This window comes from Corallibacter vietnamensis (assembly GCF_039537875.1).
Lineage (GTDB): Bacteria > Bacteroidota > Bacteroidia > Flavobacteriales > Flavobacteriaceae > Corallibacter > Corallibacter vietnamensis.
The window spans coordinates 1,663,654-1,689,876 of record NZ_BAABBI010000001.1 but is presented as its reverse complement, the minus strand read 5'-3'; the positions used below and the strand labels follow the sequence as shown (position 1 = coordinate 1,689,876).

At 34.0% G+C, this 26,223-nt stretch carries 23 protein-coding genes and 1 pseudogene; 11 read left to right on the top strand and 13 right to left on the bottom strand.

Features of this window, described 5'->3' with window-relative positions:
- The first annotated feature begins 60 nt into the window (after window positions 1-60).
- Window positions 61-4,953 carry a malectin domain-containing carbohydrate-binding protein gene (locus ABD690_RS07810; RefSeq protein WP_344729028.1) on the top strand — a complete coding sequence of 1,631 codons (4,893 nt, stop codon included), beginning with the start codon at window positions 61-63 and terminating at the stop codon, window positions 4,951-4,953.
- 13 nt (window positions 4,954-4,966) lie between these two features.
- Window positions 4,967-5,779: a T9SS type A sorting domain-containing protein gene (locus tag ABD690_RS07805; protein WP_344729026.1), complete on the top strand. Its 813-nt coding sequence runs from the start codon at window positions 4,967-4,969 to the stop codon at window positions 5,777-5,779.
- A gap of 2 nt (window positions 5,780-5,781) precedes the next feature.
- Here ABD690_RS07805 and ABD690_RS07800 read toward each other — a convergent pair whose 3' ends face one another.
- From ABD690_RS07800 to ABD690_RS07785, 4 genes are read right to left on the bottom strand one after another with little or no spacing between them, the layout of a single operon-like run.
- Window positions 5,782-6,471, bottom strand: a complete 690-nt coding sequence (locus ABD690_RS07800) for a peptidoglycan DD-metalloendopeptidase family protein (RefSeq protein WP_344729024.1) — start codon at window positions 6,469-6,471, stop codon at window positions 5,782-5,784.
- Window positions 6,472-6,501: 30 nt separating this feature from the next.
- Window positions 6,502-8,055 (bottom strand): YggN family protein, encoded by a 1,554-nt coding sequence (locus ABD690_RS07795; protein WP_344729022.1) that lies wholly within the window; start codon window positions 8,053-8,055, stop codon window positions 6,502-6,504.
- Between the two features lie 13 nt (window positions 8,056-8,068).
- Window positions 8,069-8,629, bottom strand: coding sequence for a hypothetical protein (locus tag ABD690_RS07790; protein ID WP_344729020.1), 561 nt, complete (start codon window positions 8,627-8,629; stop codon window positions 8,069-8,071).
- Window positions 8,613-9,164, bottom strand: a complete 552-nt coding sequence (locus tag ABD690_RS07785) for an RNA polymerase sigma factor (RefSeq protein WP_344729018.1) — start codon at window positions 9,162-9,164, stop codon at window positions 8,613-8,615. The genes ABD690_RS07790 and ABD690_RS07785 overlap by 17 nt, the downstream gene beginning before the upstream one ends.
- Window positions 9,165-9,337: 173 nt before the next feature.
- On the opposite strand from ABD690_RS07785, the gene ABD690_RS07780 reads away from it, so the two are divergent.
- Window positions 9,338-9,904 (top strand): DUF2911 domain-containing protein, encoded by a 567-nt coding sequence (locus tag ABD690_RS07780; RefSeq protein WP_344729016.1) that lies wholly within the window; start codon window positions 9,338-9,340, stop codon window positions 9,902-9,904.
- Window positions 9,897-10,976, top strand: coding sequence for a methylmalonyl Co-A mutase-associated GTPase MeaB (meaB, locus tag ABD690_RS07775; RefSeq protein WP_344729014.1), 1,080 nt, complete (start codon window positions 9,897-9,899; stop codon window positions 10,974-10,976). The genes ABD690_RS07780 and meaB overlap by 8 nt, the downstream gene beginning before the upstream one ends.
- On the opposite strand, the gene ABD690_RS07770 is transcribed toward meaB, so the two are convergent.
- The 9 genes from ABD690_RS07770 to pyrG all read right to left on the bottom strand — a co-directional run bounded on the left by ABD690_RS07770 (window position 10,973) and on the right by pyrG (window position 21,202).
- Window positions 10,973-11,914 (bottom strand): NAD-dependent epimerase/dehydratase family protein, encoded by a 942-nt coding sequence (locus tag ABD690_RS07770; RefSeq protein ID WP_344729012.1) that lies wholly within the window; start codon window positions 11,912-11,914, stop codon window positions 10,973-10,975. The two genes, meaB and ABD690_RS07770, sit on opposite strands and share 4 nt — an antisense overlap.
- 97 nt (window positions 11,915-12,011) lie before the next feature.
- Entirely contained in the window at window positions 12,012-12,584 is a 573-nt protein-coding gene (locus ABD690_RS07765; protein WP_344729010.1) for a phosphatase PAP2 family protein, read from the bottom strand.
- Between the two features lie 6 nt (window positions 12,585-12,590).
- Window positions 12,591-12,818, bottom strand: coding sequence for a hypothetical protein (locus ABD690_RS07760; protein WP_344729008.1), 228 nt, complete (start codon window positions 12,816-12,818; stop codon window positions 12,591-12,593).
- Window positions 12,805-14,190: an MATE family efflux transporter gene (locus ABD690_RS07755; protein ID WP_344729006.1), complete on the bottom strand. Its 1,386-nt coding sequence runs from the start codon at window positions 14,188-14,190 to the stop codon at window positions 12,805-12,807. Before ABD690_RS07755 ends, ABD690_RS07760 begins: the two co-directional genes overlap by 14 nt.
- Before the next feature lie 78 nt (window positions 14,191-14,268).
- The gene (locus ABD690_RS07750) at window positions 14,269-15,210 is read right to left on the bottom strand and encodes an NAD(P)H-dependent flavin oxidoreductase (RefSeq protein ID WP_344729004.1); all 942 of its coding nucleotides are present in this window, start codon (window positions 15,208-15,210) and stop codon (window positions 14,269-14,271) included.
- A gap of 85 nt (window positions 15,211-15,295) precedes the next feature.
- A complete protein-coding gene (gene mnmA, locus ABD690_RS07745; protein ID WP_425554954.1) occupies window positions 15,296-16,489 on the bottom strand; it encodes a tRNA 2-thiouridine(34) synthase MnmA in 1,194 nt (397 codons plus the stop codon).
- Window positions 16,490-16,774: 285 nt separating this feature from the next.
- Entirely contained in the window at window positions 16,775-17,479 is a 705-nt protein-coding gene (locus tag ABD690_RS07740; protein WP_344729002.1) for a toxin-antitoxin system YwqK family antitoxin, read from the bottom strand.
- A gap of 89 nt (window positions 17,480-17,568) precedes the next feature.
- Window positions 17,569-19,470 carry a membrane protein insertase YidC gene (gene yidC, locus ABD690_RS07735; protein ID WP_344729000.1) on the bottom strand — a complete coding sequence of 634 codons (1,902 nt, stop codon included), beginning with the start codon at window positions 19,468-19,470 and terminating at the stop codon, window positions 17,569-17,571.
- A gap of 115 nt (window positions 19,471-19,585) precedes the next feature.
- Entirely contained in the window at window positions 19,586-21,202 is a 1,617-nt protein-coding gene (gene pyrG, locus ABD690_RS07730; protein ID WP_344728998.1) for a CTP synthase, read from the bottom strand.
- 257 nt (window positions 21,203-21,459) lie between these two features.
- On the opposite strand from pyrG, the gene ABD690_RS07725 reads away from it, so the two are divergent.
- The 7 genes and pseudogenes from ABD690_RS07725 to ABD690_RS07695 all read left to right on the top strand — a co-directional run bounded on the left by ABD690_RS07725 (window position 21,460) and on the right by ABD690_RS07695 (window position 26,123).
- A complete protein-coding gene (locus ABD690_RS07725) occupies window positions 21,460-22,278 on the top strand; it encodes an AraC family transcriptional regulator (RefSeq protein WP_344728996.1) in 819 nt (272 codons plus the stop codon).
- A gap of 77 nt (window positions 22,279-22,355) precedes the next feature.
- On the top strand, window positions 22,356-22,832 hold the full coding sequence (locus tag ABD690_RS07720; protein ID WP_344728994.1) for a hypothetical protein: 477 nt from the start codon (window positions 22,356-22,358) through the stop codon (window positions 22,830-22,832).
- A 2-nt stretch (window positions 22,833-22,834) separates the two neighbouring features.
- Window positions 22,835-23,263 (top strand): DoxX family protein, encoded by a 429-nt coding sequence (locus tag ABD690_RS07715; RefSeq protein ID WP_344728992.1) that lies wholly within the window; start codon window positions 22,835-22,837, stop codon window positions 23,261-23,263.
- Complete coding sequence (chrA, locus tag ABD690_RS07710; RefSeq protein WP_344728990.1) at window positions 23,256-24,371, top strand: chromate efflux transporter; 1,116 nt, start codon at window positions 23,256-23,258, stop codon at window positions 24,369-24,371. Before ABD690_RS07715 ends, chrA begins: the two co-directional genes overlap by 8 nt.
- A gap of 261 nt (window positions 24,372-24,632) precedes the next feature.
- Window positions 24,633-24,878 carry a thioredoxin family protein gene (locus ABD690_RS07705; protein WP_344728988.1) on the top strand — a complete coding sequence of 82 codons (246 nt, stop codon included), beginning with the start codon at window positions 24,633-24,635 and terminating at the stop codon, window positions 24,876-24,878.
- Window position 24,879: 1 nt separating this feature from the next.
- Window positions 24,880-25,005: a hypothetical protein gene (locus ABD690_RS07700; RefSeq protein WP_344728986.1), complete on the top strand. Its 126-nt coding sequence runs from the start codon at window positions 24,880-24,882 to the stop codon at window positions 25,003-25,005.
- Window positions 25,006-25,046: 41 nt separating this feature from the next.
- Window positions 25,047-26,123: pseudogene (locus tag ABD690_RS07695) on the top strand (ArsO family NAD(P)H-dependent flavin-containing monooxygenase).
- Window positions 26,124-26,223 lie beyond the last annotated feature (100 nt).

Below are 26,223 nucleotides of genomic sequence, written 5' to 3'. Positions count from 1 at the left end.
CATCAAAATACTCCCTGCATTTTTTCGATTAATAGCGCTTAAAACGAAAAAAATATTATTATGGGTTTCTCTTTTTTAAAAAAACCTTTTTCCAAGGTCACCTTGTTATTAAGTTTTACTGCAACACTATGCATCATTAATAACACCATAGCACAATCTATTAGTTTTGGATCATCAGGACTTATAAATGACAATGTATTAAACCCAACCTCTTTAGAATTTGGACCAGATGAAAGACTCTATGTTGCCCAACAAAACGGTATTATTTGGGCTTACGATATAGAACGTGATGCCGCAACAGCTGGCAATGGTACTTATACTGTAATAGGTAGCGAAGAGATCACCAACATACGCTTTGGTATTCCTAATCATACCGATGGTGGAAACCCTAATCCTAGTCAGCAACGACTTATCACTGGTTTGGTTACTGCGGGAACACCTGAAAATCCTATTATTTACGTTAGCTCTTCAGATTACCTTCTTGGCGGCGGCGGCGGCGGTAATGACACAAATCTTGACACAAACTCCAGTATGCTTTCAAAATTAGAATGGGATGGCAACGCATGGACTAAAATAGATTTAATAAGAGGATTACCTCGCTGTGAAGAAAATCATGCTATAAATGGCATGGATCTTTTTGAAAAAGATGGAAACACCTATATGCTCATAGCTCAAGGCGGACAAACCAATAAAGGCGCTCCTAGTAATAACTTTGCTGGTACTCCAGAATATTTTTTATCTGGAGCCATTTTAATAGTCAATCTAACGCAGTTAGAATCTATGCCTGTGTATACAGATCCTAGAACAAACACGCAATATGTTTACGACTTACCAACCCTAAATGACCCAACACGATTAGATATTGATAATACTAGCGAAGACTTTCCTTACCCTTCTGGACACCCAATGTACAATGCAACCATTGATGTAGGCGATCCTTTTGGAGGAAATAACAGTCTTAATCAAGCCTTTGCAGAACCTGGTGGGCCTATTCAAATTTTTTCACCTGGATATAGAAATCCGTATGACATCATTATTACAGAAAACGGACGTATTTACACCTCTGACAATGGTCCAAATTCTCTTTGGGGCGGATTTCCTAAAATTTATGACAGTGCTACAGACATTTATTTAGGTGATGAAAGCACCATTACTTATGACCCGCTAAACCACTATATCAAGAATGAAATTAACGAAAGCGGTAGTACTATTGTGAGAGATCCTTTACACTTTGTTGGCTCTACAAATGATGCTAATGGCACTTATTATGGTGGTCATCCTAACCCGATATTAGCATTTCCATCAAGAGCTGATGTTATTACTTATAACAATTCAGGAGGTGTTTGGACTGCTACAAACACTTATGATTTAGCGACTTTACTACCTAATGTCTCTGGGTATTTTCAATCATCTTTTACCATAGCAGATTTTCCTGACCAGCCTAGACTAGGCGAATATCTTGTTGATGAACCTACAACCAGTACTCGTGTAAATATATTAGACAATGTAAACGCCTCAACCAATGGTATTACAGAATATACAGCGACAAATTTTGATGGCGCTATGCAAGGCAATATCCTTACAGCCTCTTTTAACGGTGGTATAAATAGATATGTATTAAATCCTGAAGGCGATACTGTTTTAGAACATGAAGTTACCTTTAATGGATTTGGCAGTTTACCACTTGACGTTACAGCACAAGGAGACAACGATGTATTTCCTGGTACTGTTTGGGCTGCTACCTATGGTTCAAATAGCATAACCATTTTTGAGCCTACAGATTTAAGTTGTTTTTTACCTGGAGAACCAGAGTATGACCCTCAAGCTGATTATGATGGCGACGGTTACACAAATCAAGATGAAATAGATAACGGTACGAATATATGCTCACAAAGTAGCAAACCCAATGATAACGATGGCGACAACGTATCTGACTTAAATGATGATGATGATGACAATGATGGCATTTTAGATGTCAACGACGCTTTTGCTTTAGATCCAGACAATGGCACAACAACTAATTTACCTATAGATTATCCTTTTTGGAATAACGACCCAGGAACAGGACTTTATGGTTTAGGTTTTACAGGTTTAATGGTAAACCCTGCAGGAACTACTGACTACCTTACACAATTTACAGATGCGTCTTTATCGTTTGGTGGCGCAGCAGGAAAGGCAACCGTTGAAAATGTAAATGGCGGTGATGCATTTCAAAGTAATAACGATCAGCGTAACGGTTTTCAATTTGGGATTAATGTAGATACAAACTCTCCTAACCCATTTACGATACACAGCAAAGTAGAATCACCATTCTTTGGATCAAACGGGTCGCAGCAAGACCCTATAGATTTTCAATCGTACGGAATTAGCTTTGGTACTGGAGATCAAGATAACTATTTGAAAATGGTCATTATGAATGGCACATCAAACAGCGATAATATAAGTGGTTTACAAGTACTTCTTGAAGAAAATGGTATTGTAACTCAAAATTTAATTTATGATATCCCTAGTATTTTAAATGCAAGCTCTGTTGATTTATATTTCTCTATAGACCCTGATACTAACGAGGCACAACCTTTTTACTCTATTGACGATGGAAACAACTTAATACTATTAGGAACACCTATAGCTTTACCTACTAGCTTTCTAGATCCTAATGACAATAAAGGACTTGCCATAACATTGATGTCTACATCACGAGCAGGCGCTACTTCAAATCCTTTTACAGCCACTTGGGATTTTATTGAAGTTTATGAAAATTTAAATGGTCAGGTTTCTGTTTCTCCTAACCCATTAGATTTTGAATTAACACCAGTGTCTAATACGCAACGCACCAAATATGTAACTTTAAAAAATGATGGCGGCCCTATTGACGATCCAATCACCATAACAGGAATTACCTTTGGAGGCGCGGATGCTAGCCTATTTTCTAGTGACGCTATTTTCCCTATAGTAATTGGCTCTGGTTCATCAATTGAAATCCCCATAGACTTTAGTTCAGATAATATTGTTGGCGTTAAAAATGCCACAATGAATGTTACACATTCTGGTATAAACTCACCAACAGCCAACATAGATATCACAGGAGAATTGACAGATATTTATGGCCCAATAATACGTATTAACGCTGGTGGTCCAATGGTTACTGCTTCTGACGATGGTCCAGACTGGGAGGAAAACACCACCTCTACAGGCATTTCTTATGCAGTAACTTCTGGATCTTCTTTTTCTGTGACAGGCATGTATTATGAAGATAGAGATGCTTCAATACCTGACTATATAGATTCTGACTCGTATTACGAGGTTATGCGTTATGAACGTAGTAATAGTGACGAATCATTTCCTATGATTTTTTCTATTGCATTACCTAACGGAAATTATATTGTTAATCTTTATTTTAATAACCTATATAATGGAACTTCAGAGCCTGGAGAACGCATTTTTAGTGTTAACCTAGAGAATGAAAGGCGCATAAACCATTTAGACCCTTCTGGTGAATTTGGATACCGATCTGCAGGAATGATTCAAAACAATGTAACCATTACTGACGGTGTTTTAGAAATTGAATTTATTGCTGAACTTCAAGACCCGCTTATTAATGCTATAGAAATCATGGGGATTCAATACCCTGAAATACTTGTATATCCTATTGCTGATCAATCAAACTGTGAGTTAGAGTTTGCTGATTTCGCTGTTGTAGCTTCAGGAGGAAACCCTTCAGATAATCTCTTTTATGAAATGAGTGGCCAACCTCTTGGCGTGCATATGGAACCTACAAATGGATTAATATTTGGAACTATTGATGAAAGCGCTGTAACAGGCGGACCAAATAGTGATGGCGTTTACCAAGTAACTGTCACCGTTTCTAAACCTGGAAGTTTATCTAAATCTGTCAATTTTGAATGGACTGTAGTTGATGACACTGAAGCACCACTAATAACTTGTCCAGAAGCTATTTCTGAAACCATTTCTAGCAGTGAAACACATGCAAATATTACTATTGTAGAACCTTCGGCTTCTGACAATTGTGCTACAGACATCTCGTATTTAGGAGAACGCTCTGATTTACTACCTATTACAGATCCTTACCCTATAGGTGAAACAACAATAACTTGGACAGCTACTGATGCTTCTGGTAATACCTCATTGAGTTGCGATCAGACTATAGCCGTTACATCTTTAGACCCTATAATACTTTTACCTAAAGCTTATTTACAAGGCGCTTCTTTATACCCTAATACTGGTGAAGAAGCACTAATGCGTGATGATTTACGTATATCAGGACTTATACCAACGACAAGCCCTTATTCAGATATGAAAACTTGTTCATCTGGAGTATTCACTACAACTGGAACAAACGCTATTGTAGATTGGGTTTGGGTAGAGCTTCGAGATGCTACTGATAACACACTAGTTATTGATAGCCAATCGGCTTTAATACAGCGCGATGGTGATATAGTAGATACTGATGGAACATCGCCTTTAAGCTTTTTACAAGCGGCAAACAGTTATTATGTTGTCGTTAATCATAGGAATCATTTAGGTGTTATGACTGCCACTGCTCTAGCTTTATCTAATACTCCAACAATTGTTGATTTTACTAATGGAAGCACCGCTACTTATGGCACAAACTCACAAACAACTTATGGCACACCTAGCGGATTTTCAGGATTATGGGCTGGAGACATTAACAGTAATAATGACGTTCGTTACCTGGGGCCTAGCAATGATTCTGCTATAATAAAAACTACGATACTTAATGCTCCTGGTAATACCACAAATAGCAATTATTACCCTTTTGAAGCTTACCACCAAGGTGACATAAATATGGATGGACAAGTACGTTATTTAGGGCCTGACAATGACAAAGGGATTTTAAAAGAAATAATAACCAACCACCCTAGTAATCCATCATCAAACTATTATCCAATTAACGAGCAGCTGCCAAATTAAAAAAACAAGCATCATGAGAACATTATTTACTTTAATAACCATAGTATTAGCAACTACTTCTTTAAAAGCTCAAATCACTTATGAGTTTAGCTTATCTTTTGTAGGCATAAATAGCGCTACTGGAAATTACCAAATGGCTTTATTAGCAACACCCAGTGCTTCTGTTACAAATCACAGTACAGATGATATGGGCGCAGGTTTTTATGTTCCTACAGGATTAACCATTGGTAATTTTGTAACCGGAAATTCAAACCTTCCTGCAAGTGAATGGTTTATTACACCTATGGGTTCAGGGACTGGTGGTGATGCTTACTTTTTAGGAAGAGACGAAGCAGGAGCTTTTTCTGTGTTGCTTAATGGTTCTGGGCCATTTCAATTAGTGCTTTTTGATGTTATTGCTAATCCGAACCCTTCATCTGGAGAAATTAAATTTGTAGAGAATGGCGATCCTGTTTTTGACACCATTTTTATAGAAAACTATATCAATATTGCTGCTCAAAATTTATATGCTCAAAATAACCCTGCGGCAAGTGCTGTTCAGTTTAATACATTACATAGTAACAGTGCTATTGTTTTTGAAGATTTAAGTGTTTTTCCAAACCCAGCACAACAAGAATTATTTTTGAAGTCTTCAACTTTAAGCCATATAAGATCTGTAATCTTTCATTCTATTGATGGAAAAAAAGTATACGAAAACAATCATTTATCTATTGTAAATAACAGCTCAAAAATTGATGTATCTAGTTTTTTAAATGCTTTATATTTTATGACAGTTACATCTAAAAATGGCGATCAAGAAACCTATAAAGTACTTATTCAGAGATAAGATTAAAGCTTTAGTAACAAATTAGGGTCTGGACAATTTTGTAAAAATTTGTCTAAATCATTTTTACTACAAACGCCTGGGTAATCCCCATAAAAATTCTGAATATCTCTAATAATTTGAAAATGTAAATGTGGTGCATAATCTCCATTTACAGAAGCATCGCCTAATGTTGCTATTTTATCACCTGCTTTAAAGCATTGCCCTATTTGTAAATTAACCAGAGACTCTAAACTTAAATGGCCATAAAGTGTGTAAAACTCTACAGTTTCTATTGTGTGCTTTAAAATAATAGTAGGACCATAATCTCCAAAATTTTGATTGTTTTTAAAGCTATGCACTTCGGCATCAAGTGGCGTAAATATTTCAGAACCTGCATCTAACCACAAATCGACACCTAAATGTATATTTCGCTCTGTATCAACATCTAAATTATTAAAGTGCTTACTGCGTTTATAAATATTTCTTACTTCTGCATAACCACCATAAGCAACTTTAGCATGATGCTTTTGTAGATAAGTGGTCATGTAGTCTTGCCAAGCACTTGAAGAGGCTACGTCAAATTCTTGTAAATCTAAATTATCTTGAGAAAGTTTAATTGGCACATAAGCCGGTAAAGGAATACTAGCGTCTAAAACCAAAAGTGGTTTTGAACTAATCGTATTTAGAAAAGAAGTGAATTTTTGTGAGTTCATTATTAAATAATTGAACTCAAAAGTAACAAACTATTGCATGATAACATCGCTAAATTTAGCATTAATCACAATGGTTTTATCACTGGTAAGGTTTCCTGTAGAAAATGACGAGGTATTTTGATTTGAGTTATTTTTAGGATGTTTTAGCCTAGACTGCTTGCCTTTGTATTGTAAATTATAATCTGTTTTTGGAAGATAAACTACAGCCTCACTATTTTCTAGAACAACATTAAGGTTACTAAAAGTATCTGCTATATTTTTTATAATTAAGTCTCCAAAACTCCCATCAATGATTGCATTTTTTTGCAACGTATTTATTTTAATGTTTGATGAATTAGAACTTAATACCAATCTGTCTGCATTTGTAATAGCTGCTTTATCTACAAAATTAAGTTTTAGTTCACCCATATTCCAATTAGTGATGGTTACTGGTGAATAAGAAGCATTGATGGAAGTCTGGCTTCCATCTATGCTATCTGCTATTAATGTTGTGTAAGATAGGTCTGCTTTTGTATTATAAATAACAGACGTTACTTTTAATTCACCGTGACGTACATTCATTTTTAAATTAGCCTTTTTAGGCATTTTTATAATGATTGTTTTCTTAACTTTTAAATGCGGTTGTCTGTAAGCATCTCTTTCAGAACGATAACGCGCTCTTTCTTCAATATGTTTTCGTCTTTCTTCTAAATGTTTTTCTCTTTCATGCATACGGTTTTGGCGGTGCGCTTCTGCATTTGCTCTTGCTTCAAGGCGTTTTGCTTGTAACTCCATACGTCTTCCATAGGCTTCGCCCCAAGCTTCCATTTGTTTTCCAAACTGCTCGCCCCAAGCCTCCATATCTTTACCAAACTTTTCTCCAAACTCTTCGCCCCAAGCTTCCATATCCTTACCAAATTTCTCTCCAAATTCTTTACCGAATTTTTCGCCCCAGGCTTCCATTCTCTTCTCAAAATCTTTCATTTCATCGCTTGACTCCCATTCTTTTGCCCAAGCTTCCATTTTTTTTGCATATTCATCACCATATTTACTTTCATACTCTTTGCTCCATTTTTCTAAATAAACTTCTCCTTCTTTTTGATATTTTTCATAATCAAAATTAGTATCTGTCATACCTTTTGGTAATTTAGGCAGCTTTGGTAATTTGGGCATTTTTGGCATATCAGAGAAGTTTATTGACTCTATTAAACCTTCTATAATTGGAATATTTGCCAATTCTAATTCTAGGGTTCTTAAAGCTTCTGCTGACTCATCGTTAAAAAAACCTGGTACTTGAGCCCAAGAATGATTTGATGCATCAGAATTTATAGATACATAATCACCAGATCCTTCTATGGCTACATGCCAATTATCAAAATATGGTTTTAATGCGTCTTTAGAGAGTTCATCACTCTCCATATAAGCCTCAATTTCTATCACATCTTTACCCCAAGTATCTATTATAATATTGGTGTAATTTGTGTTTAAGTTAATAGTAACATCTTTATTTGCTTTAACAGATTGTGAGGCTTTTTCAAGCTTGCTCTGCGCCAACGTTGATACGGATATCAACAATATTAAACATAGTATATGTAATCGTTTCATAGTTTTTGTGTTATTAAAGGACATTTGTTTCTGTCTCTTGTAGGGTATTTAATTGCTCTTTTAAGCGATACAGTAAGTTTAAACGTAATTTTAAATTTGTAATTAGTGCATTTACAGTTAACTCATTAGGCCCTTTTTCTGTGATTTCTTTTGATAGTCGCTTATATTCTTTATTAAGCTCTTCTAATTTTTTAATATAACCATCAATAAGCTCCTTGTTTTCTGGTGTTGGTTTTACTTTAGACAACTCATAATTGATAGTTGCCATGTAATAGTCTTCAACTTTTTTTAAATCAGGAGAAACATCACCTAAGGATTTTGTAGTTTCTACATTGGTAATTGTTGGTTTGGTAACAGTTTGTGAAGACTCAAAGTATTTAAAGGCTCCAAAACTCATTCCTAGTAAAATTACAACACTAGCAGCAATACGCATCCATGGCAAAGATTTTGAAGATCTTTTTTCTGGTAAAGCACGATCTAACTTATTTAAAAAACGTGCTTCATGTCCTTTTGACATCTGTTCGTTTGATTGATTTTGATGATTTTTTATTAAATCTCTAATATCTTGTGCCATGTTGCTTTTTTGTTAACTGTTCTTGTACTATTTTTTTACCTCTGTAAAGTTGCGTTCTAGAAGCAACTTCAGAGATATTTAAAATGTTTGAAATTTCTTGATGATCATAACCTTCTAACAAATAAAGCATCACAACATATTTATACTTTTCAGGTAAATTATCTATGGTTTGCTTTATATCATTTATTGTTACAGTATCATCTACCAACCATTTGTCATCATATTCATTATCAACAATTTTAAGATGCGCTTCATCCAACTCTATAAGTCGTTTTTTATTCGCCTTTAAAGTGTCAATACTGGTATTGATAACAATACGTTTTAACCAGGCTCCAAAAGTGACCTCTGCTTGATATTGCTCAAGTTTTGAAAACGCTTTAATAAACGCTTCTTGAACAACGTCTTCAGCTTCAGCATCGTTTGCAATAAATCGTTTGGCAACTATATACATACCATTGCAGTACTGGTTGTACAACTGCATTTGTGCCTTGCGGTTATTTTGCTTGCATTTTTCAATGATATCTGTTTGAAACACGCTTTACTTTTGGTTTTATTTGGTTAGTTCTCTTTAAAGACGACACAAAAAAAGAAGTGTTGCAAAATTTTAAAAAGTTTTTTAAGTTATTAAAAATAATAAAAGAATTTAGTGTTTCCTTTTTACATACTATGACTTTTGAAGTATCTTTATACTATAAAAACAGATAGACTATGAATAGATTTTTGAAATGGGTTTTAGGCATATTAGCTCTTGTTGCTGTTGGCGTATTTTTATATGCTTATTTTGTTGATGGCAGTTTATTGAGCAAACCTTTGAGTCCTAAAGACACTGTTTCTTTTGTTAAGAATGATTTAAAGCTTGATGTATTTTACAACCGCCCATCAAAACGTGGTCGTGAAATTTTTGGCGGATTAGTTCCTTACAAACAAGTTTGGCGTACTGGCGCCAATGAAGCTACAACTTTTAGAACCAATAAAGCATTAAAAGTTGGTAATGACTCATTGCCTGCTGGAAAATATACATTATGGAGTGTTCCTAATGATTCTGCTTGGCATGTAATGTTTAACTCTAAACAATATTCTTGGGGCGTTGATTTAGAAATGAAACCAATGCGCGAACCTGAATTTGATGTTATTGATGTTACAGTTCCTGTAGAAAAAATTGACACCACTGTAGAACAATTTACTATTGGGTTTGATAATGCTTTAGACAACCTATCATTAACTATGGCTTGGGACAACACAAAAATAGCCGTTCCTTTAGAGCAATTTGAGTAAAAAAAACAAACATACATCAGCATTAAGCGAGCAAAAAGGTGTTTCTGATCCAGAAATGACCAACATTTCTTCTATAAAAAACATACGAAACAAACGCAGGTCTCAACCTAGCGCAGAAGATTTAATATCGGGAATTTTAAAAGGTGATGTTACTGCTTTAAGTCGTTCCATAACACTTATAGAAAGCACTAGCAGCACTCATTTAGAAAAAGCTAATGCCATTATAAAAGGGTGTTTACCATATGCTAATAAGTCTATACGCATAGGAATTACCGGTGTTCCTGGTGTTGGCAAAAGTACATTTATTGAAGCCTTTGGAAATCACTTAACACAGTTAAATAAAAAAGTAGCTGTACTTGCGGTAGACCCTAGTAGTTCTTTAACCAAAGGAAGTATACTAGGAGATAAAACACGTATGGAAACGCTGGTAAAAAACACAAATGCTTTTATAAGACCATCAGCATCTGGCGATTCTCTTGGAGGTGTAGCCAGAAAAACCCGTGAAACCATTATACTTTGTGAAGCTGCTGGTTTTGATACCATTATTATTGAAACCGTTGGTGTTGGACAAAGCGAAACGGCTGTACACAGCATGGTAGATTTTTTCTTGTTATTAAAACTGGCTGGCGCTGGAGATGAATTACAAGGAATTAAACGTGGTATCATTGAAATGGCTGATACTATTGCTATAAACAAAGCTGATGGAGATAATTTAAAACAAGCTAAACTTGCTAAAGTAGAATTTAATAGAGCGCTTCATCTGTATCCTAATAAGGATTCTAACTGGCAACCCAAGGTTACACTTTGTAGTGCTTTAGAAAACGAAGGAATTGATGCCATATGGGAACTTATTTTAGCGTATGTAAATACGACAAGCACCAATGGCTACTTTGAAAATAAAAGACAAGAGCAAAATAAATTTTGGTTACTTCAAACAATAGAAGAACGTTTAAAATCAGATTTTTTTAAACAGGCAAAGATTAAAGAGGCTTTAAAAAAGCAAATAGTTTTAATTGAAGCTGGAAAAACAACGCCTTTTGCTGCTGCTGATTATTTATTGTCACTCTCCTAACAGAAATGCTCTTTGTACCAATCTACTTGTTTTTTTACAGCTTCTAAAAGTGTTGTTTGCGGGTTATAATTAAGTAATTTTTTTGCTTTATCAATATTAGCTTTGGTTCGCCATTGATCTCCAGGACGTTTAGGCTTTATATCTATAGCGATTGGTTTTCCTAAAACGTCTTCAACAGTCTTGATACCTTCTTGAGTTGTATGTTCAACCTCGGTACCTAAATTTATAATTTCGCCATCCAAAACTGTTTCCTTACCTAAAACACTCACAACACCATCAACAATATCACCCACATATGTAAAACTGCGTAAATGAGAAGCGCTACCTTCAAACAATGGGAATGGTTCTCCTTTCAAACCTAAATCAATAAGTTTGGTGTACATTTTTTCTGGACGCTCTCTAGGACCTATAACAGAGTATAAACGCAATGAACATGCTGCCATAAGTTTTTCTCTACTTTTTTGAAGTACTAATTGTTCAGCAGCTAGTTTTGTAACACCATAGTGTGATGCTGGTTTTGGAGCTTTGTCTTCAGTAAACGTTGCTTCAAGTCCATAAATAGATGATGTGCCTATGTTTACAAAAAGTTTAAAATTTGATAATGACAGCGCATAATCAACCACGTTTTTTGTTGCTATAATATTGTTGGTAAAATAGTCTTCAAATGTAGATGCAGAAGAAATACCTGGTTGTGCTGCAAAATGAAAAATATACTCAATATCATTAGGTAGTAACGCAGACAAATCATCCGTTCTTAAATCTAGCTTCAACACAGAAATACCTGCCTTTTTTAGCGCATCTTCATTAAGCTTTTTAAGGTCCTCACTGTAATAAGGAGAAAAATTATCAACTCCTACAACATTATGCCCTAAATGCGTTAAGCGCTCTGCTGTATGAGACCCAATAAAACCAACAGCTCCAGTTACTAATATTTTCATATGTTTTTAATTAAACTATCTGTGTTTCTACACATTAAAAATAGGCATACCATTTATTTTATGATATAAAACATCGAAAAAACTTAAAAAAATTAGATTAAAGTAACTTATAGCGGTTGTGTAGATAGTTTTGTAGTTTATAAAAGCCAAAACCTGACAGTGCTCCAAAGGTCATACCACATAATACATCTAACGGATAGTGAACTCCTATATAAATACGACTATACCCCATTAAAGCAGCCCAAAGCAACAATAAAAATATAAGGTTTTTGTATTTATATTTTAGAGTAAGTCCTGTAAAAACGGCTACAGCCATAGAGTTACTTGCGTGTCCTGAAAAGTATCCATAAAGTCCACCACACTCTGATTTTACTCTACGCATTACATCTATAAAATCAGGATTGTGGCACGGTCTAAATCTCATAAAGGAGTCTTTAAAAATATTGGTTACTTGATCAGTAAAAGCAACCATCGCAATAATGAGAACAACCGTTAAGAAAAAAGCATTTCGTTGATATTTTTTAAAAAACAAAAATAGCAACACCCCATAAAATGGAATCCAATAAAATTTAGTTGTATAAAACATCCAAAAAGGATCCCAAGTTGATGAACCTAAGTTATTAAGAAATAAAAACAGTTTTTCGTCGTATGCTATTAGCTTGTCAATCATTGTATATTACTCTTCGTAGCGTTCTATTTCTCTGTCATAAAAATTGCTTGCCTGCTGAATTAAGTTTTCGGCTTCTAATTCTAGTTCTTTTTGATCATGCTGATCAAAATCTTCTAACCATTCTACATCATCATTTTCAAGGTTGATTATAAACCTAGGAAATTCAGTATGAATTACAAATATGGCATCAGGAAAGTCTGTATTATCACCAAGTAAAAATTTAGGAAACTCCATGTTTAGTTTTTATTAATTTGTTGGTTAAAAAATTGAATCTAATATACAATAAAATAGCTGCGGTTGTTAATCCTGCTAATAATCCAAGCCAAATACCAAAGCTACCATAAACGTCTTCTTTACCTAAATAAAAGCTGATAGGAAACCCTATAACCCAATAAGAAATAAACGTTATAAGTGTTGGTATTTTTACATCTTGCAATCCTCTTAAAGCTCCAAGCATTACAACTTGTATACTGTCGCTAATTTGAAAAAATGCAGCAGCAATTAATAATGTTGATGCAATACCAACTACTTGTGTATTATCAGCTAAATTTTTTAAATCGTTATAATCTACATACAGTTTTGGTAACTGTTCGTGAAATAAAAAGAAAAACAGGCCAAATATAACAGCCAATATGGTTCCTAATAAGAATATAGAAAAAGCTATTCTTCGTAATTCTAAATAATTTTTTAGTCCTTTTTGATTACCCACACGAATCATTGCTGCTACGCTTAATCCTGTTGCAACCATAAAAGTCATAGATGATAAGTTTAATGCTATTTGATTTGCTGCTTGAGGATTTTTACCCAATAATCCGCTTAACCAAATTGCGGCTGTGAAAATGGCTACTTCAAAAAACATTTGCATGGCACTTGGCATGCCCAGATTGATAAGTTTTTTAAGCATGCTTTTATCTAACACAAAAATCTTAACGTCTGTTACATAGTCTTTTGATTTACTATTTCTTTTTAAAATCCACCATATAAACAACACCATTATAATTCTAGAGAAAAGTGTTCCGTAAGCAGCTCCTACAATACCCATTTCTGGAAATCCTAATTTCCCAAAAATTAGCACATAGTTAAAAGCCACATTTACAACATTGGCGATAATGGTAGCATACATAGGATATCTAGTCATAGACAATCCGTCACTAAATTGTTTTAATGCCTGAAAAATAATAAGTGGAATTAATGAGAAAGCTACCAAGTCTAAATATGGAATAGCCAACTCAACAACCTCTACAGGTTGTTTCATTAAATACATAAGTGGTTTGGCAAAAAATACCAAAAGAAATAATGAAATTCCTAAAACCATACACAAAAACAACCCATGTTTAAAAGCAGATTTTCCGCCTTTAAAATCATGAGCAGCATCGGCTTCTGCAATAAGTGGCGTAATAGCTGTAGAAAAACCTATTCCTAGAGACATTGCTATAAACATAAAGCTATTGCCTAATGATACAGCTGCTAATTCGGCTGTACCTAACTGTCCAACCATAACATTATCTATAAATGCTACAAAGGTATGGCCTAGCATACCCAACATAACAGGCGCTGCTAATTTCCAGTTGTACTTAAATTCTTTTGTGTAGTCGCTTAAAACCATTTTGCAAAAGTAGGGTTTAGGTTTTGCTTAAAAGAGCTAAATTGAAAATAAATATGATGTATGGTCGTTAAAAATATGTTAGAAGTTTGCTACGCTATTTTTTGCTAACTCAAACTCTTTCATCATATCATCAACTATAACAGATACTGGTTTTATATCGTGAATTAAGCCTGAAATTTGCCCTATTTCTAACTCTCCGTCGTCTAAATTGCCTTCAAACATTCCTTTTTTAGCTCTAGCGCGCCCAAGAAGCTCTTTTAACTGCTCTACTGTTGGAGCGTTTTTATAAAGCTCTTGCACTTCATTAAAGAATTTATTTTTTATTAATCTCACAGGTGCTAATTCTTTTAATGTAAGTTGGGTGTCACCTTCTTTTGCATTAACAACAGTTTCTTTAAAAGCTTGATGCGCAGAACTTTCTTCACTAGCTACAAATCTACTTCCTACTTGCACGCCATCTGCTCCTAAAACCATTGCTGCTAACATAGCTTGCCCTGTAGCAATACCTCCAGCTGCAATTAATGGAATTTCTAGCTGTTCTTTTACCATTGGTATTAACGTTAATGTTGTAGTTTCATCGCGACCATTATGGCCACCAGCTTCAAAACCTTCAGCAACTACAGCATCAACTCCAGCCTCTTGGGCTTTTAATGCAAACTTAACACTGCTTACAACATGAACAACGGTAACACCTCGCTCTTGCAACCAGCTAGTCCAAGTTTTTGGATTTCCTGCCGAAGTAAAAACAATTTTCACTTCTTCTTCTATAATAATATCCATAATCTCTTTGATGTTAGGATATAGCATTGGCACGTTTACTCCAAAAGGTTTATTTGTAGCTTTTTTACATTTTTGAATATGCTCACGCAATACATCAGGATACATACTTCCGGCTCCAATAAGTCCTAATATTCCTGAATTACTAGCTGCTGATGCTAATCGCCAGCCACTGTTCCAAATCATACCTGCTTGAATTATTGGGTATTGTATTTTGAATAATTCCGTGATTCTATTTGCCATAAGTGTATTATTTTATGCTGAAATTTAAGAATATCTCAAAGCTTCAACAAGGTATTTTGTATTAAATATTTTTTGAAATTTTTAATTAAGAAATAACACCGGAGCCAACCAACTCATCATCAAGATACCAGGCTGCAAACTGCCCTTCGGTTATTGCTGATTGAGGTATCTCAAACTCAACATACAAACCACTATCTACTTTATGAAGAGTTGCATTTTGCAATGGTTGTCTATAACGAATTCGTGCTTTTACTTGCATTGTTTCGTCTACTTGTAGCTTTAAATCTTCGCGTACCCAATGCAGTTCGTCGTTTGATATAAAAAGAGCACTTTTATACAACCCAGGATGTTGTTTACCTTGCCCAGTATAAATGACATTCTCATTTACATCTGTATCAATAACAAACAATGGTTCTGTAGTTCCGCCAACAGCCAATCCTTTACGTTGTCCTTTTGTAAAGTAATGAGCTCCTTGATGTTTCCCTACTATTTTTCCATCTGTAACAGCATAAGTTGCTTTTTGAGAAAGATATTGTAAACGTTCTTCGTTTGAGCTAAACTCTGGTTGACTTTTGTTATAAATAGTATTGCTTTCTGGTATTTCTACAATAACACCTTCTTTAGGTTTAAGTTGTTGTTGTAAAAATTCTGGCAAACGTACTTTTCCTATAAAACAAAGTCCTTGAGAATCTTTCTTTTCTGCTGTAATTAAATCTAATTCAGCTGCAATGTCTCTTACTTGAGGTTTTGTTAATTCTCCTATAGGAAATAACGATTTAGACAACTGCTCTTGAGAAAGTTGACATAAAAAATATGATTGATCTTTGTTACCATCAATACCTGCCAACAATTGATAAACGTCTTTACCGTTTTTTTGGATGGTACCTTTTCGACAATAATGCCCAGTGGCTACATAATCAGCTCCAAGTTCTAGTGCTATTTTCATAAACACATCAAACTTAATTTCTCTGTTACAAAGTACATCTGGATTTGGTGTTCTACCGCGCTCGTACTCATTAAACATATAATCAACAATACGTTCTTTGTATTGCTCACTTAAATCGACCGTTTGAAAAGGAATGCCAAGTTTATCAGCTACTAGCATAGCATCATTGCTATCGTCTAGCCATGGACATTCGTTTGATATTGTTACTGAATCGTCGTGCCAGTTTTTCATAAATAGACCTATAACCTCATAACCCTGCTGCTTTAGCAAGTATGCTGCTACACTTGAGTCTACACCTCCTGAAAGTCCTATTATTACGCGTTTATTTTTCATATTTTGCATTTGCAAAGATACAGCATTTTGAATCAATGTTGTATCGTATTGTTTTTTAAAGTTTTACAAACCTAACAATCAACTATTTAATGCTAGTTGATGAAATTAATGCTTAAAAGATTTTAATTTTTAAGCTTTATTATATAACTTGCCGGCCTTATGTTTAGGTAACATCCTTTCTTATACTAGATTGATTAATAGCTTACTCAACTTAAAGAAATACCTAAATAATAAAGCTCCTTATAGTTTTATAAGGAGCTTTTATATTTTTAAAGAGGTACTTTTTTACTTCTTTTTATATGGGTTTTTGCTTCTTATAGTATAATCTTTCTCTTCGCTTACCTTGCCATCTTTATAATGTGTCCATACACCATCTTTTTTATCACGTTTATAACGTCCTTTTAAGATTAGCTTTCCTGTTTCATCATAAAATTTTGCTTCACCATGAAGTTCGTTATTGACATATATATAAGACTTTATTAAAGTTCCGTTTTCAGAATACCACTTTGCTTCTCCTTCTAAAAGCCCTTTATTGTAATGACGTTTTTCGGCAATTTGTCCGTCAGCATAATAAACCACACTTTCTCCATCAAGCAAGCCGTTATCGTTATAATGCTCTAATGTCATTATTTGGTTAGAGTTGTTATGATAATACACCCATTTACCAATATGCTTTTTACCATTCATTTTACCTTGGCTTATCACTTTTCCGTTTGATGCTAAAAACGTAACTTCAGCTATTTGGTTGTCTTTATTAAATAGTTTGGTTGCTGATAGAATCGCTTTATTTTGATATTTTTTATAGAATTTAAACTCCCCTATTTCTTTGCCATGAAAAAACTCTCCTTCGTATCGAAGAATATTTGTGCCTTCATAGTTTTTTTTCCATACACCATGACGCTCACCATTAGCATCAAGTTGGTTTACAGTTTGAGCATGACCAATGCTTATTAGTAGAAGTGTTATGATACTTAAAATTGTTATTCTCATCTATTCTTATTTCTAATTAACGTATAAACGTTTCTTTTTTTAAAATGTTATGTAACAAAAAAGCTGCCAAAAGGCAGCTTTTAAAAAAATTATTTTCTTCGTTGCTGTGCTCTTTTTTGTTCTTCAGCTTGTTCCATCATTTCTTTCATTTTCTTTTGAAAACGACTTTCCTTCTTTGGTTTCTTTTTATTCACTTGAATTTGCGCATGAATCTTGTCTTCATCAAGAATGTAATTTTTGATAACTAACATGATACCAATACTAATAAGGTTTGATATAAAGTAATATAAACTTAATCCAGATGCATAGTTATTAAAGAAAAACAGCATCATAATTGGAGAGAAGTAAATCATGTACTTCATAATTTTACTCATATCTGGCATACCTTCTTGTTGTGGTTGAGATGCCATTTGTTGACCAGTAGTCATTCTCATATAAAAGAATATAGCGATTGAAGCTAATATTGGGAATAAACTAACGTGATCTCCATAGAATGGTATATGAAATGGTAATTTTGCTACAATATCATAAGATGACAAATCGTCTGCCCAAAGGAAACTTTTCTGTCTTAAATCAAAAGCTGAAGGGAAAAATTGAAATAATGCATAAAACACTGGCAACTGTATTAAGGCAGGCAAACATCCGCTTAACGGGCTTGCTCCTGCTTTGCTTTGTAAAGCCATTGTTTCCTGTTGCGCTTTCATTTTATTATCCTTGTACTTTTCTCTAATCTCATCAAGCTCTGGCTTAAGTATTTTCATTTTTGCTTGAGACAGGAATTGCTTATACTGCACAAATGACAATAGCATTTTTATTAAAATTGTCATGATGATAATAGCCATACCATAAGGTAAGAAGCTACTTAACATGGCAAATAACGGTATAAACACATAACGGTTTATCCACCCAAAGATTCCCCAACCTAGAGGTATACTATCCTCAAGGCCAATATCGTAAGTTTTTAAAACCTTATGATCTGTAGGACCAAAATACAAGCCTAAATCTTGATTAAACTCACCAGCTTGTAAAGCTATTGGTAATTTTGTTGCGTAAGCTTTTGTAAAAACAGTATCAATAGTTTCATCTTCTACCAAATTTGTAGATGCTAAATGTACTTCTTCAAATGGTGTTTTTGTAGTAAGAATGCTACTAAAGAAATGCTGTCTGTAAGAAATCCAGTTTACATCATTTTCGGTTTCATCATCTTCACTCGTTGGGCTTAACTTGTCTATTTTACTTCCGTCTAATTGGTATGTTAAGCGCGTGTATCTGTTTTCATAAGAGATACTTTTATCGTGACGGTATGTTTTTAGTTTCCAATCTAAATTAACATCTTGAGAACTATTTACTACATTATTTAAACCTTGTGAGCGAATGGTAAAGTTTACCATATAATCACTTGGTTTAAGCTCATAACGATATTCTAAAAACTTTTGTTCTGAAACTTTAAGCTTCATAGACACAACCGTATTCTCACCGCTTTTTGTTACAGTAGGCTGAAAGTATAAGTCTTGTGTATTAAGTATGCGGCTATCTGTTGTACCAAAATTAATATTAAAAGCCGTGTTTCCGTCTTTTACTAAATAGATAGGCACTGAATCATAATCTACAAATTGCTTCAGTTTTACTTCAGAAAGATATCCACCTTTATTACTAAATTTAAGAGCAAGCACATCATTTTCTACCAATGTTTCTTTAGGCGTTGCTGAAGGCAAACTAGCACCGTAAGCAAAAGCTCCTAATTTGTTTTGTAGTTCAACACGCTTTAATGAGTCTGCATTTGATGATGCCGAGAAGTCATCAGAAGACGTAACGTATGTACTTTTGTCTTCTTTAGCTTTTTTACTTGCTTTAACCTGTTCTTGTTTTGCTTTTTCTTGTGCTTCAAGTTCTTCGGGAGTTGCTTTATTAATATACATCATGTATAGTAATATTCCGAATATAAGTACAAATCCTATGATAGAATTCAGGTCAAATTTCTTTTCTTCCATTTATAAATATGTATTATGGTTGGTTGCTTTTTATTAATATGTTTATTTAAAAAACACAAACGTGATTCTCATACTCAAAAAGCTATCCATTTTTTATTTTATGCCATACTGACACTTATTTCTTTTTTTTATGTTTTAAGGCTGCCTTTACAAATGCTACAAATAATGGGTGCGGATTTGCTACGGTACTTTTGTACTCTGGGTGATACTGCACACCAACAAACCAAGGATGTGTAGGAATTTCTACAACTTCTACAAGTCCTGTATCAGGGTTTGTTCCTGTAGCTACCATACCAGCAGCTTCGATATCATTTTTGTAAGCGTTATTAAACTCATAGCGGTGCCTGTGACGCTCTTGTATTGTATTTGCTTTATAAACTTTTTCTACAATAGAATCTCTTTTTAGGTCGCATACCCAAGCTCCTAAACGCATGGTTCCACCTTTGTCAGTGATATCTTTTTGTGCTTCCATAAGACTAATAACAGGGTTTGCTGTATTAGGATTCATCTCTGTAGAGTTTGCATCTTTAAGGTTAAGTACATTTCTCGAGAATTCTATGACTGCCATTTGCATACCTAAACAGATACCAAAAAATGGCATGTTGTTTTCTCTCACATACTTAACAACATCTATTTTTCCTTCTATACCACGCTCCCCAAAACCTGGAGCAACAAGAACACCATCAAGATGTGCTAATTTAGCTTTTACATTATCTTCATTGATATATTCGGAGTGAATAGACTCTACATGTACTTTTACTTCATTTTCTGCTCCTGCATGAATAAAAGCCTCTAGGATAGACTTGTAAGAATCTTGAAGCTCTACATACTTACCTATAAGTCCGATAGTCACTTCGGTATTTGGGTTTTTATGACGCTTTAAGAACTGATTCCATTGTGTTAGGTCTGGAGCATCACTTTTAAGTGCTAGTTTTTTAAGGACTACTTTGTCTAAACCTTGTTCTAACATTAAGTTAGGGACATCATAAATAGTTGATGCATCTATAGATTGTATTACAGCTTCTTCACGAACGTTACAGAATAGTGCTAGCTTGGTACGTAAATCGCTTGGTAAATCGTGTTCTGTACGACATACGAGAACATCGGCTTGTACACCGCTTTCCATAAGTGTTTTTACACTATGTTGTGTTGGTTTTGTTTTAAGTTCACCAGCGGCTGATAAATATGGTACTAGGGTAAGGTGAATAACAATGGCATTGTTTTCTCCTAGTTCCCATTTAAGCTGACGAACAGCCTCTATATAAGGTAAAGATTCTATATCTCCTACTGTGCCTCCTATCTCTGTAATAACGATATCATAGTCGCCAGATTTACCTAGAATTTGGATACGTTCTTTAATTTCGTCTGTAATATGAGGAATTACCTGAACGGTTTTACCTAGAAATTCTCCACGGCGTTCTTTTTCTATAACGCTTTGATAGATACGTCCTGTGGTTACATTATTTGACTGGCTTGTAGGCACGTTTAAAAAACGTTCGTAGTGACCAAGATCAAGGTCTGTTTCTGCACCATCATCTGTTACATAGCATTCACCATGCTCATAAGGGTTTAGAGTACCCGGATCAACATTGATGTATGGGTCAAGTTTTTGAATGGTGGTTCTGTAGCCTTGTGCTTGAAGTAATTTTGCTAGAGAGGCAGCGATTATACCTTTTCCTAATGAGGATGTAACGCCTCCTGTTACAAAGATGTATTTTGTTGTTGTTATCATGTTGCGCTGTTAAACGCAGGCAAATTTACAAAATTAAATTAGGTATTTAGGCATTGAAATAGTTTTAAAAAAGTGATTTTTATAAAGAAAGTTGTGCTATAATGAATTATGTTTGAATACAGCTACAAGAAGCTAAAAAATAAAATTACATTTTAAAATGTATGGTAAAACAAACTCTGTATAAGAAAGTGATTTTTTTTTTTAGATACAGTTATGTTTAAATTATTAAAACCTATTTAATCATTATTTGTAAATAAATGAAAAGCGCATTAAAAATAAAAGACAAAACTAAATATAATGAAGAACTTAAAATTGCAAAATTTAAGAAGCACATTAGAAAAACATCACCCCACAAACACAACAGTTATTTCGAAATCATTTTCCTAACCAAAGGATCTGGTTCGCATACAATTGATACAGTAGAATACAAAATTCAACCACCTGTAGTATTCAATATACGTAAAGAACAGGTTCATTTTTGGGACATCAAAACAGAACCTGAAGGGTTTGTGCTTATCATAAAAAAAAACTTTATCAACAACTGTTTGGACAAGGAAATTAAAAGCCTGATTTCAGAATTGAGCGCACAAACTTGTCTTTTTCCCAAAGACAATACTGCAATTGACATTTTCAACATTTTACTAAACGAACATCAAGAAAAGAAAAAGTCAAATCAACCGATAATAGACGGACTGCTAAAAGCACTTTTGGCTAAACTACTTGAATCGTCAACGCCTAATATTCCTAAAAACGGTAATAGCACAACCTTTCAAAAATTCATTGACCTTTTGAGCAAAGAAGATGAACTCACAAACAAGGTAAACCACTATGCCCAATTGTTGAACACTACTCCACAAAATTTAAATGCTATATGCAGAAAAGAATCAGGTCAATCTTCTGCTGAAATAATTTCTAATTACATTAATAACGAGGCAAAACGCCTTTTACTTTATACGGATTTAACAGTTAGTGAAATTGCAGGTAAACTTAATTTTAAAGACAACTCTCATTTCACTAAATACTTTAAACGAAACGTAGATAAAACTCCAATTGCTTTTCGTAAAGCAAATGATTAAGTACCACCAGTTTTTCAAATAGACCATATTATCAACTGCGTGTTGTATAATTTTACGCCATAATTAAATCACAACATATGAAATGGCTAATATATATTCTCACAGCACTTCTATTTACTTCTTGTGGAGAAAAACAACAACAAATAGTAGAAGGAAATTGGATAAAAGGAACAGAGCAGGAAAAATTAGAAATCGTTGAAAACCAATTTAGGGGATTTGATATGGCAATGGTAGAAACAGGATACCGTTATCAAGAACTGTATTGGGCAGGTCAAGATGAAAATTGGGAATATGCTGATTACCAAATTGAAAAAATCAGAAAAGCGATTGAGAACGGCTTGAAAAGAAGACCCAAACGCGCAAAATCCGCAGAACATTTCTTAACTGTTGCAATTCCAGAAATGGAAAAAGCACTCGAAAAAAGAGATACCCTTGTATTCAACAAAAATTTCCAAATCTTCACCAATAACTGCATTAGTTGCCACGCAATGGAAAAAGTACCAAGCTTTACTATAAAAAAACCACTTTACAGACAATCACCTATAAGAAAATGAGTATGTTTCAAAAAATTATTAGTTCAGATCATTCAAAAACAACCATCATTATTCGCTTAATGGTTGGTACTGTTTTTCTATCAGAAGGTATTCAGAAATTTTTATTTCCCGCTATTCGTGGTGCAGGGCGGTTTGAAAAAATCGGACTTCCATCACCTGAATTTCTCGGTGCTTTTGTCGGCACATTTGAGATTATTTGTGGATTATTAATTTTACTTGGTTTACTAACAAGGTTGGCAAGTATACTAACATTTATTATAATGTTGGTAGCCATTACTACTACAAAATCAGACATTTTAATTAATGAAGGATTTTGGTCAATGATGCATGGCAGCAGAACTGATTGGGCAATGTTTTTAGGAAGTCTATTTTTAATTATAAAAGGTGGTGGAAAATATTCAGTTGATAAAAAACTTCAAAAAAATGAGTAATAAGAAAAACTTAAAAGAAGTCGCAAAACTTTTTTTCAAATTAGGTAGCATTGCTTTTGGCGGTCCTGCAGCTCATATTGCAATGATGGAAGATGAAGTTGTAAAAAAAAGAAAATGGATGAATCAACAACATTTTCTTGACCTAATAGGCGCCACTAATTTAATTCCAGGGCCTAATTCTACCGAAATGACAATGCATTGCGGTCACGAAAGAGCAGGTTGGAAAGGCTTGATTGTAGCGGGTGTTTGTTTCGTTTTTCCAGCTGTTGTTATTACAATGATTTTTGCTTGGTTATATCAACAATACGGACAACTTCCAAAAATTGAACCTTTCATTTACGGAATAAAACCAGCGGTAATTGCCATTATTCTTGGAGCTGTTTACCGACTTGGAAAAAAAGCACTCAAAAATGTGGAACTCGGAATTTTAGGAGCATTGACGTTGATTGCTTGTTTGCTTGGGGTTCACGAAATTTTGGCGTTGTTTGCTTGTGGTCTTTTAGGTTTAATTCTATACTTTGTTAGAAACTCAAAAAACACATTAAATAGTTTTACTCCATTTCTTTTATTACAAGTAGTTATAACACCGAGTACTCTAAAGATTCTATGGACGTTCTTTAAAGTAGGTGCCTTGCTTTATGGTAGTGGCTATGTATTATTTGCCTTTTTAGATGCTGAATTGGTTACTACAGGTTTATTGACTCGTCAAGAATTGATAGACGCTGTGGCTGTTGGTCAATTTACACCTGGCCCAGTTTTATCAACCGCTACATTTATTGGGTGGCAATTAGGCGGTTTTTTGGGGGCGATTGCAGCAACTGTTGGTATATTTCTTCCTTCTTTCATTTTTGTTACTATACTTAATCCGCTTATACCAAAAATGAGGAAATCGAGAGTTATAGTAGCTTTTTTAGATGCTGTAAATATTGCAGCGGTAGCTGTTATCGTAGCAGTTTGTGTAGAGATGGGAAAAGAAACGTTGACCGATTGGCGAACAGTTCTAATTGCCACTTTGAGTATTATTGCTGTTTTTATCTTTAAGAAAGTTAATAGTGCGTTTATTGTAATTGGTGGTTCACTTATAGGATATTTTTTATCTTTGATGTAGAAATATATGGATTCACTTAAAACAAAAAATAAAGAATGTTGCGATATTCAATATGACAAATCAGGTAATTTTTCTTCATGTACAATAAAATCTCACTGTACACCATTACAAAAATTAGAAAAAAAATAACTAATTAACCATTGATAAATGGTTGGTTATAAGCAACCTTTCAAAAAAATACTTTTTTTTGTTCCTAAAAATGTGTCTTTTATAAAAGATTTCTGACTTCGTAATAAAGTTTAATCATTAAAAACATTTATTATGAATACTGAAGTTAAAATTTTACACTCTTCTTGTTATGCAAAAGCGTCTCCTATTAAAGAGCAATTAGAAAAATTAGCACAAGAAAACAATCTGTCAATTACTATTGAGGAACTGTCAGAAATGCAAGACACCATGGTTTATGGTGCAATGTCTTTTCCTTCATTGGTAATTAACGGTAAGGTTCACGCTTATAAATCATTTAATTCTGATGCAGAACTTCTTGCAGCACTAAAAGCAGCATAATATGGAGAAGTTGACAGAATTATTATCTAGTTTTTCAGACTATATCGTGTTTGAATTATTAGGCCTAGACCAATCAGGGCTGTTTGCAACAGCCCTTCAATACTTTATTGCCACATTTATTTTATAACCTCACCTTTAGTAAACGAAATAGCTATTGTATTATTTTGGGTGTCTTATGGTTGGAAGGTTACTGTAATTTATATTTTATCTGGTATTGTTATAGGTGTTATAGGTGGCGGACAAGCAGGCTTGTCCGTTGCTTATTTTTTAAAAAGAAGTAAACTAAATTATTTAATTCTAGATGCAGAAAGTAATTCCGGTGGTTCTTGGTTGCATACTTGGGATAGTTTAAAATTATTTTCACCTTCTCAATATAGCTCACTTTCTGGTTGGCAAATGCCTACAACCAAACAAGAGTATCCTACAAAGGAAGAATATTTGAGTTATTTGTCTAATTACGAAAAACGATATAATTTCCCAATACAACGAAGTACATTTGTTGAAGAAGTTGTTAAAGAAGGAGAATTATTTAAATTAAAAACCAATCAAGGAGTATTTATTAGTAAAACTATTGTAAGTGCCACAGGTACAGCTCGTTAACCTTTTATTCCTATATACCCTAAAATTGATGAATTTTTAGGTATGCAAATACACTCTAGTGCTTATAAAAATAGTTCACCTTTCAAAAACAAAAGAGTAATTGTTGTTGGTGGTAGTAATTCAGGAGCTCAAATTTTAGCTGAAGTTTCTAAAGTAGCTTATACAAAGTGGGTAACACTAGAAAAACCTGCGTTTCTACCAGAAGAAATTGACGGTCGTTACTTGTTTAATCAAGCTAATGAAAAGTATCTTAAAAAAAAGAATACTTCAAATACTTTACAAGTTTCTTTGAGTGATATTGTACAAGTTGCAAGTGTGAAAGAAGGATTAACACGTAATGTATTTAAAGATTATCGTCCATTTTCCTCATTCTATAAAAACGGTGTAATTTGGCAAAATGGTAGCAAAGAAGCTTTTGATGCCATTATATGGTGTACTGGTTTTAGACCTTACCTGAACCATTTAAAAAAATTAAATATTGTTGAAAATAACAAGGTGGTAACCAACCATACAAGAGCTATTAAAGAACCAAACTTATGGCTAGTGGGTTATGGTAATTGGACAGGTTTTGCTTCAGCAACTATTTATGGCGTTGGTAAAACTGCAAAAATTACAGCAAAAGAAATAATAGATTCACTGTTATAACTACTTAATTATAAGATTGGACATTTTTTTAGTTACTCAACAAAAAACTATATAGCAATCATACAACATATGAGTTTACGTATAAATCACTTTACCATTT

Excerpts from the sequence above, each read along its gene's own strand:
- ABD690_RS07810 (WP_344729028.1), top strand. The coding sequence starts at position 61 with ATGGGTTTCTCTTTTTTAAAAAAACCTTTTTCCAAGGTCACCTTGTTA.
- ABD690_RS07805 (WP_344729026.1), top strand. The coding sequence starts at position 4,967 with ATGAGAACATTATTTACTTTAATAACCATAGTATTAGCAACTACTTCT.
- ABD690_RS07800 (WP_344729024.1), bottom strand. The coding sequence starts at position 6,471 with ATGAACTCACAAAAATTCACTTCTTTTCTAAATACGATTAGTTCAAAA.
- ABD690_RS07795 (WP_344729022.1), bottom strand. The coding sequence starts at position 8,055 with ATGAAACGATTACATATACTATGTTTAATATTGTTGATATCCGTATCA.
- ABD690_RS07790 (WP_344729020.1), bottom strand. The coding sequence starts at position 8,629 with ATGGCACAAGATATTAGAGATTTAATAAAAAATCATCAAAATCAATCA.
- ABD690_RS07780 (WP_344729016.1), top strand. The coding sequence starts at position 9,338 with ATGAATAGATTTTTGAAATGGGTTTTAGGCATATTAGCTCTTGTTGCT.
- ABD690_RS07770 (WP_344729012.1), bottom strand. The coding sequence starts at position 11,914 with ATGAAAATATTAGTAACTGGAGCTGTTGGTTTTATTGGGTCTCATACA.
- ABD690_RS07765 (WP_344729010.1), bottom strand. The coding sequence starts at position 12,584 with ATGATTGACAAGCTAATAGCATACGACGAAAAACTGTTTTTATTTCTT.
- ABD690_RS07760 (WP_344729008.1), bottom strand. The coding sequence starts at position 12,818 with ATGGAGTTTCCTAAATTTTTACTTGGTGATAATACAGACTTTCCTGAT.
- ABD690_RS07755 (WP_344729006.1), bottom strand. The coding sequence starts at position 14,190 with ATGGTTTTAAGCGACTACACAAAAGAATTTAAGTACAACTGGAAATTA.
- ABD690_RS07750 (WP_344729004.1), bottom strand. The coding sequence starts at position 15,210 with ATGGCAAATAGAATCACGGAATTATTCAAAATACAATACCCAATAATT.
- mnmA (WP_425554954.1), bottom strand. The coding sequence starts at position 16,489 with ATGAAAAATAAACGCGTAATAATAGGACTTTCAGGAGGTGTAGACTCA.
- ABD690_RS07740 (WP_344729002.1), bottom strand. The coding sequence starts at position 17,479 with ATGAGAATAACAATTTTAAGTATCATAACACTTCTACTAATAAGCATT.
- yidC (WP_344729000.1), bottom strand. The coding sequence starts at position 19,470 with ATGGAAGAAAAGAAATTTGACCTGAATTCTATCATAGGATTTGTACTT.
- pyrG (WP_344728998.1), bottom strand. The coding sequence starts at position 21,202 with ATGATAACAACAACAAAATACATCTTTGTAACAGGAGGCGTTACATCC.
- ABD690_RS07725 (WP_344728996.1), top strand. The coding sequence starts at position 21,460 with ATGAAAAGCGCATTAAAAATAAAAGACAAAACTAAATATAATGAAGAA.
- ABD690_RS07720 (WP_344728994.1), top strand. The coding sequence starts at position 22,356 with ATGAAATGGCTAATATATATTCTCACAGCACTTCTATTTACTTCTTGT.
- ABD690_RS07715 (WP_344728992.1), top strand. The coding sequence starts at position 22,835 with ATGTTTCAAAAAATTATTAGTTCAGATCATTCAAAAACAACCATCATT.
- chrA (WP_344728990.1), top strand. The coding sequence starts at position 23,256 with ATGAGTAATAAGAAAAACTTAAAAGAAGTCGCAAAACTTTTTTTCAAA.
- ABD690_RS07705 (WP_344728988.1), top strand. The coding sequence starts at position 24,633 with ATGAATACTGAAGTTAAAATTTTACACTCTTCTTGTTATGCAAAAGCG.
- ABD690_RS07700 (WP_344728986.1), top strand. The coding sequence starts at position 24,880 with ATGGAGAAGTTGACAGAATTATTATCTAGTTTTTCAGACTATATCGTG.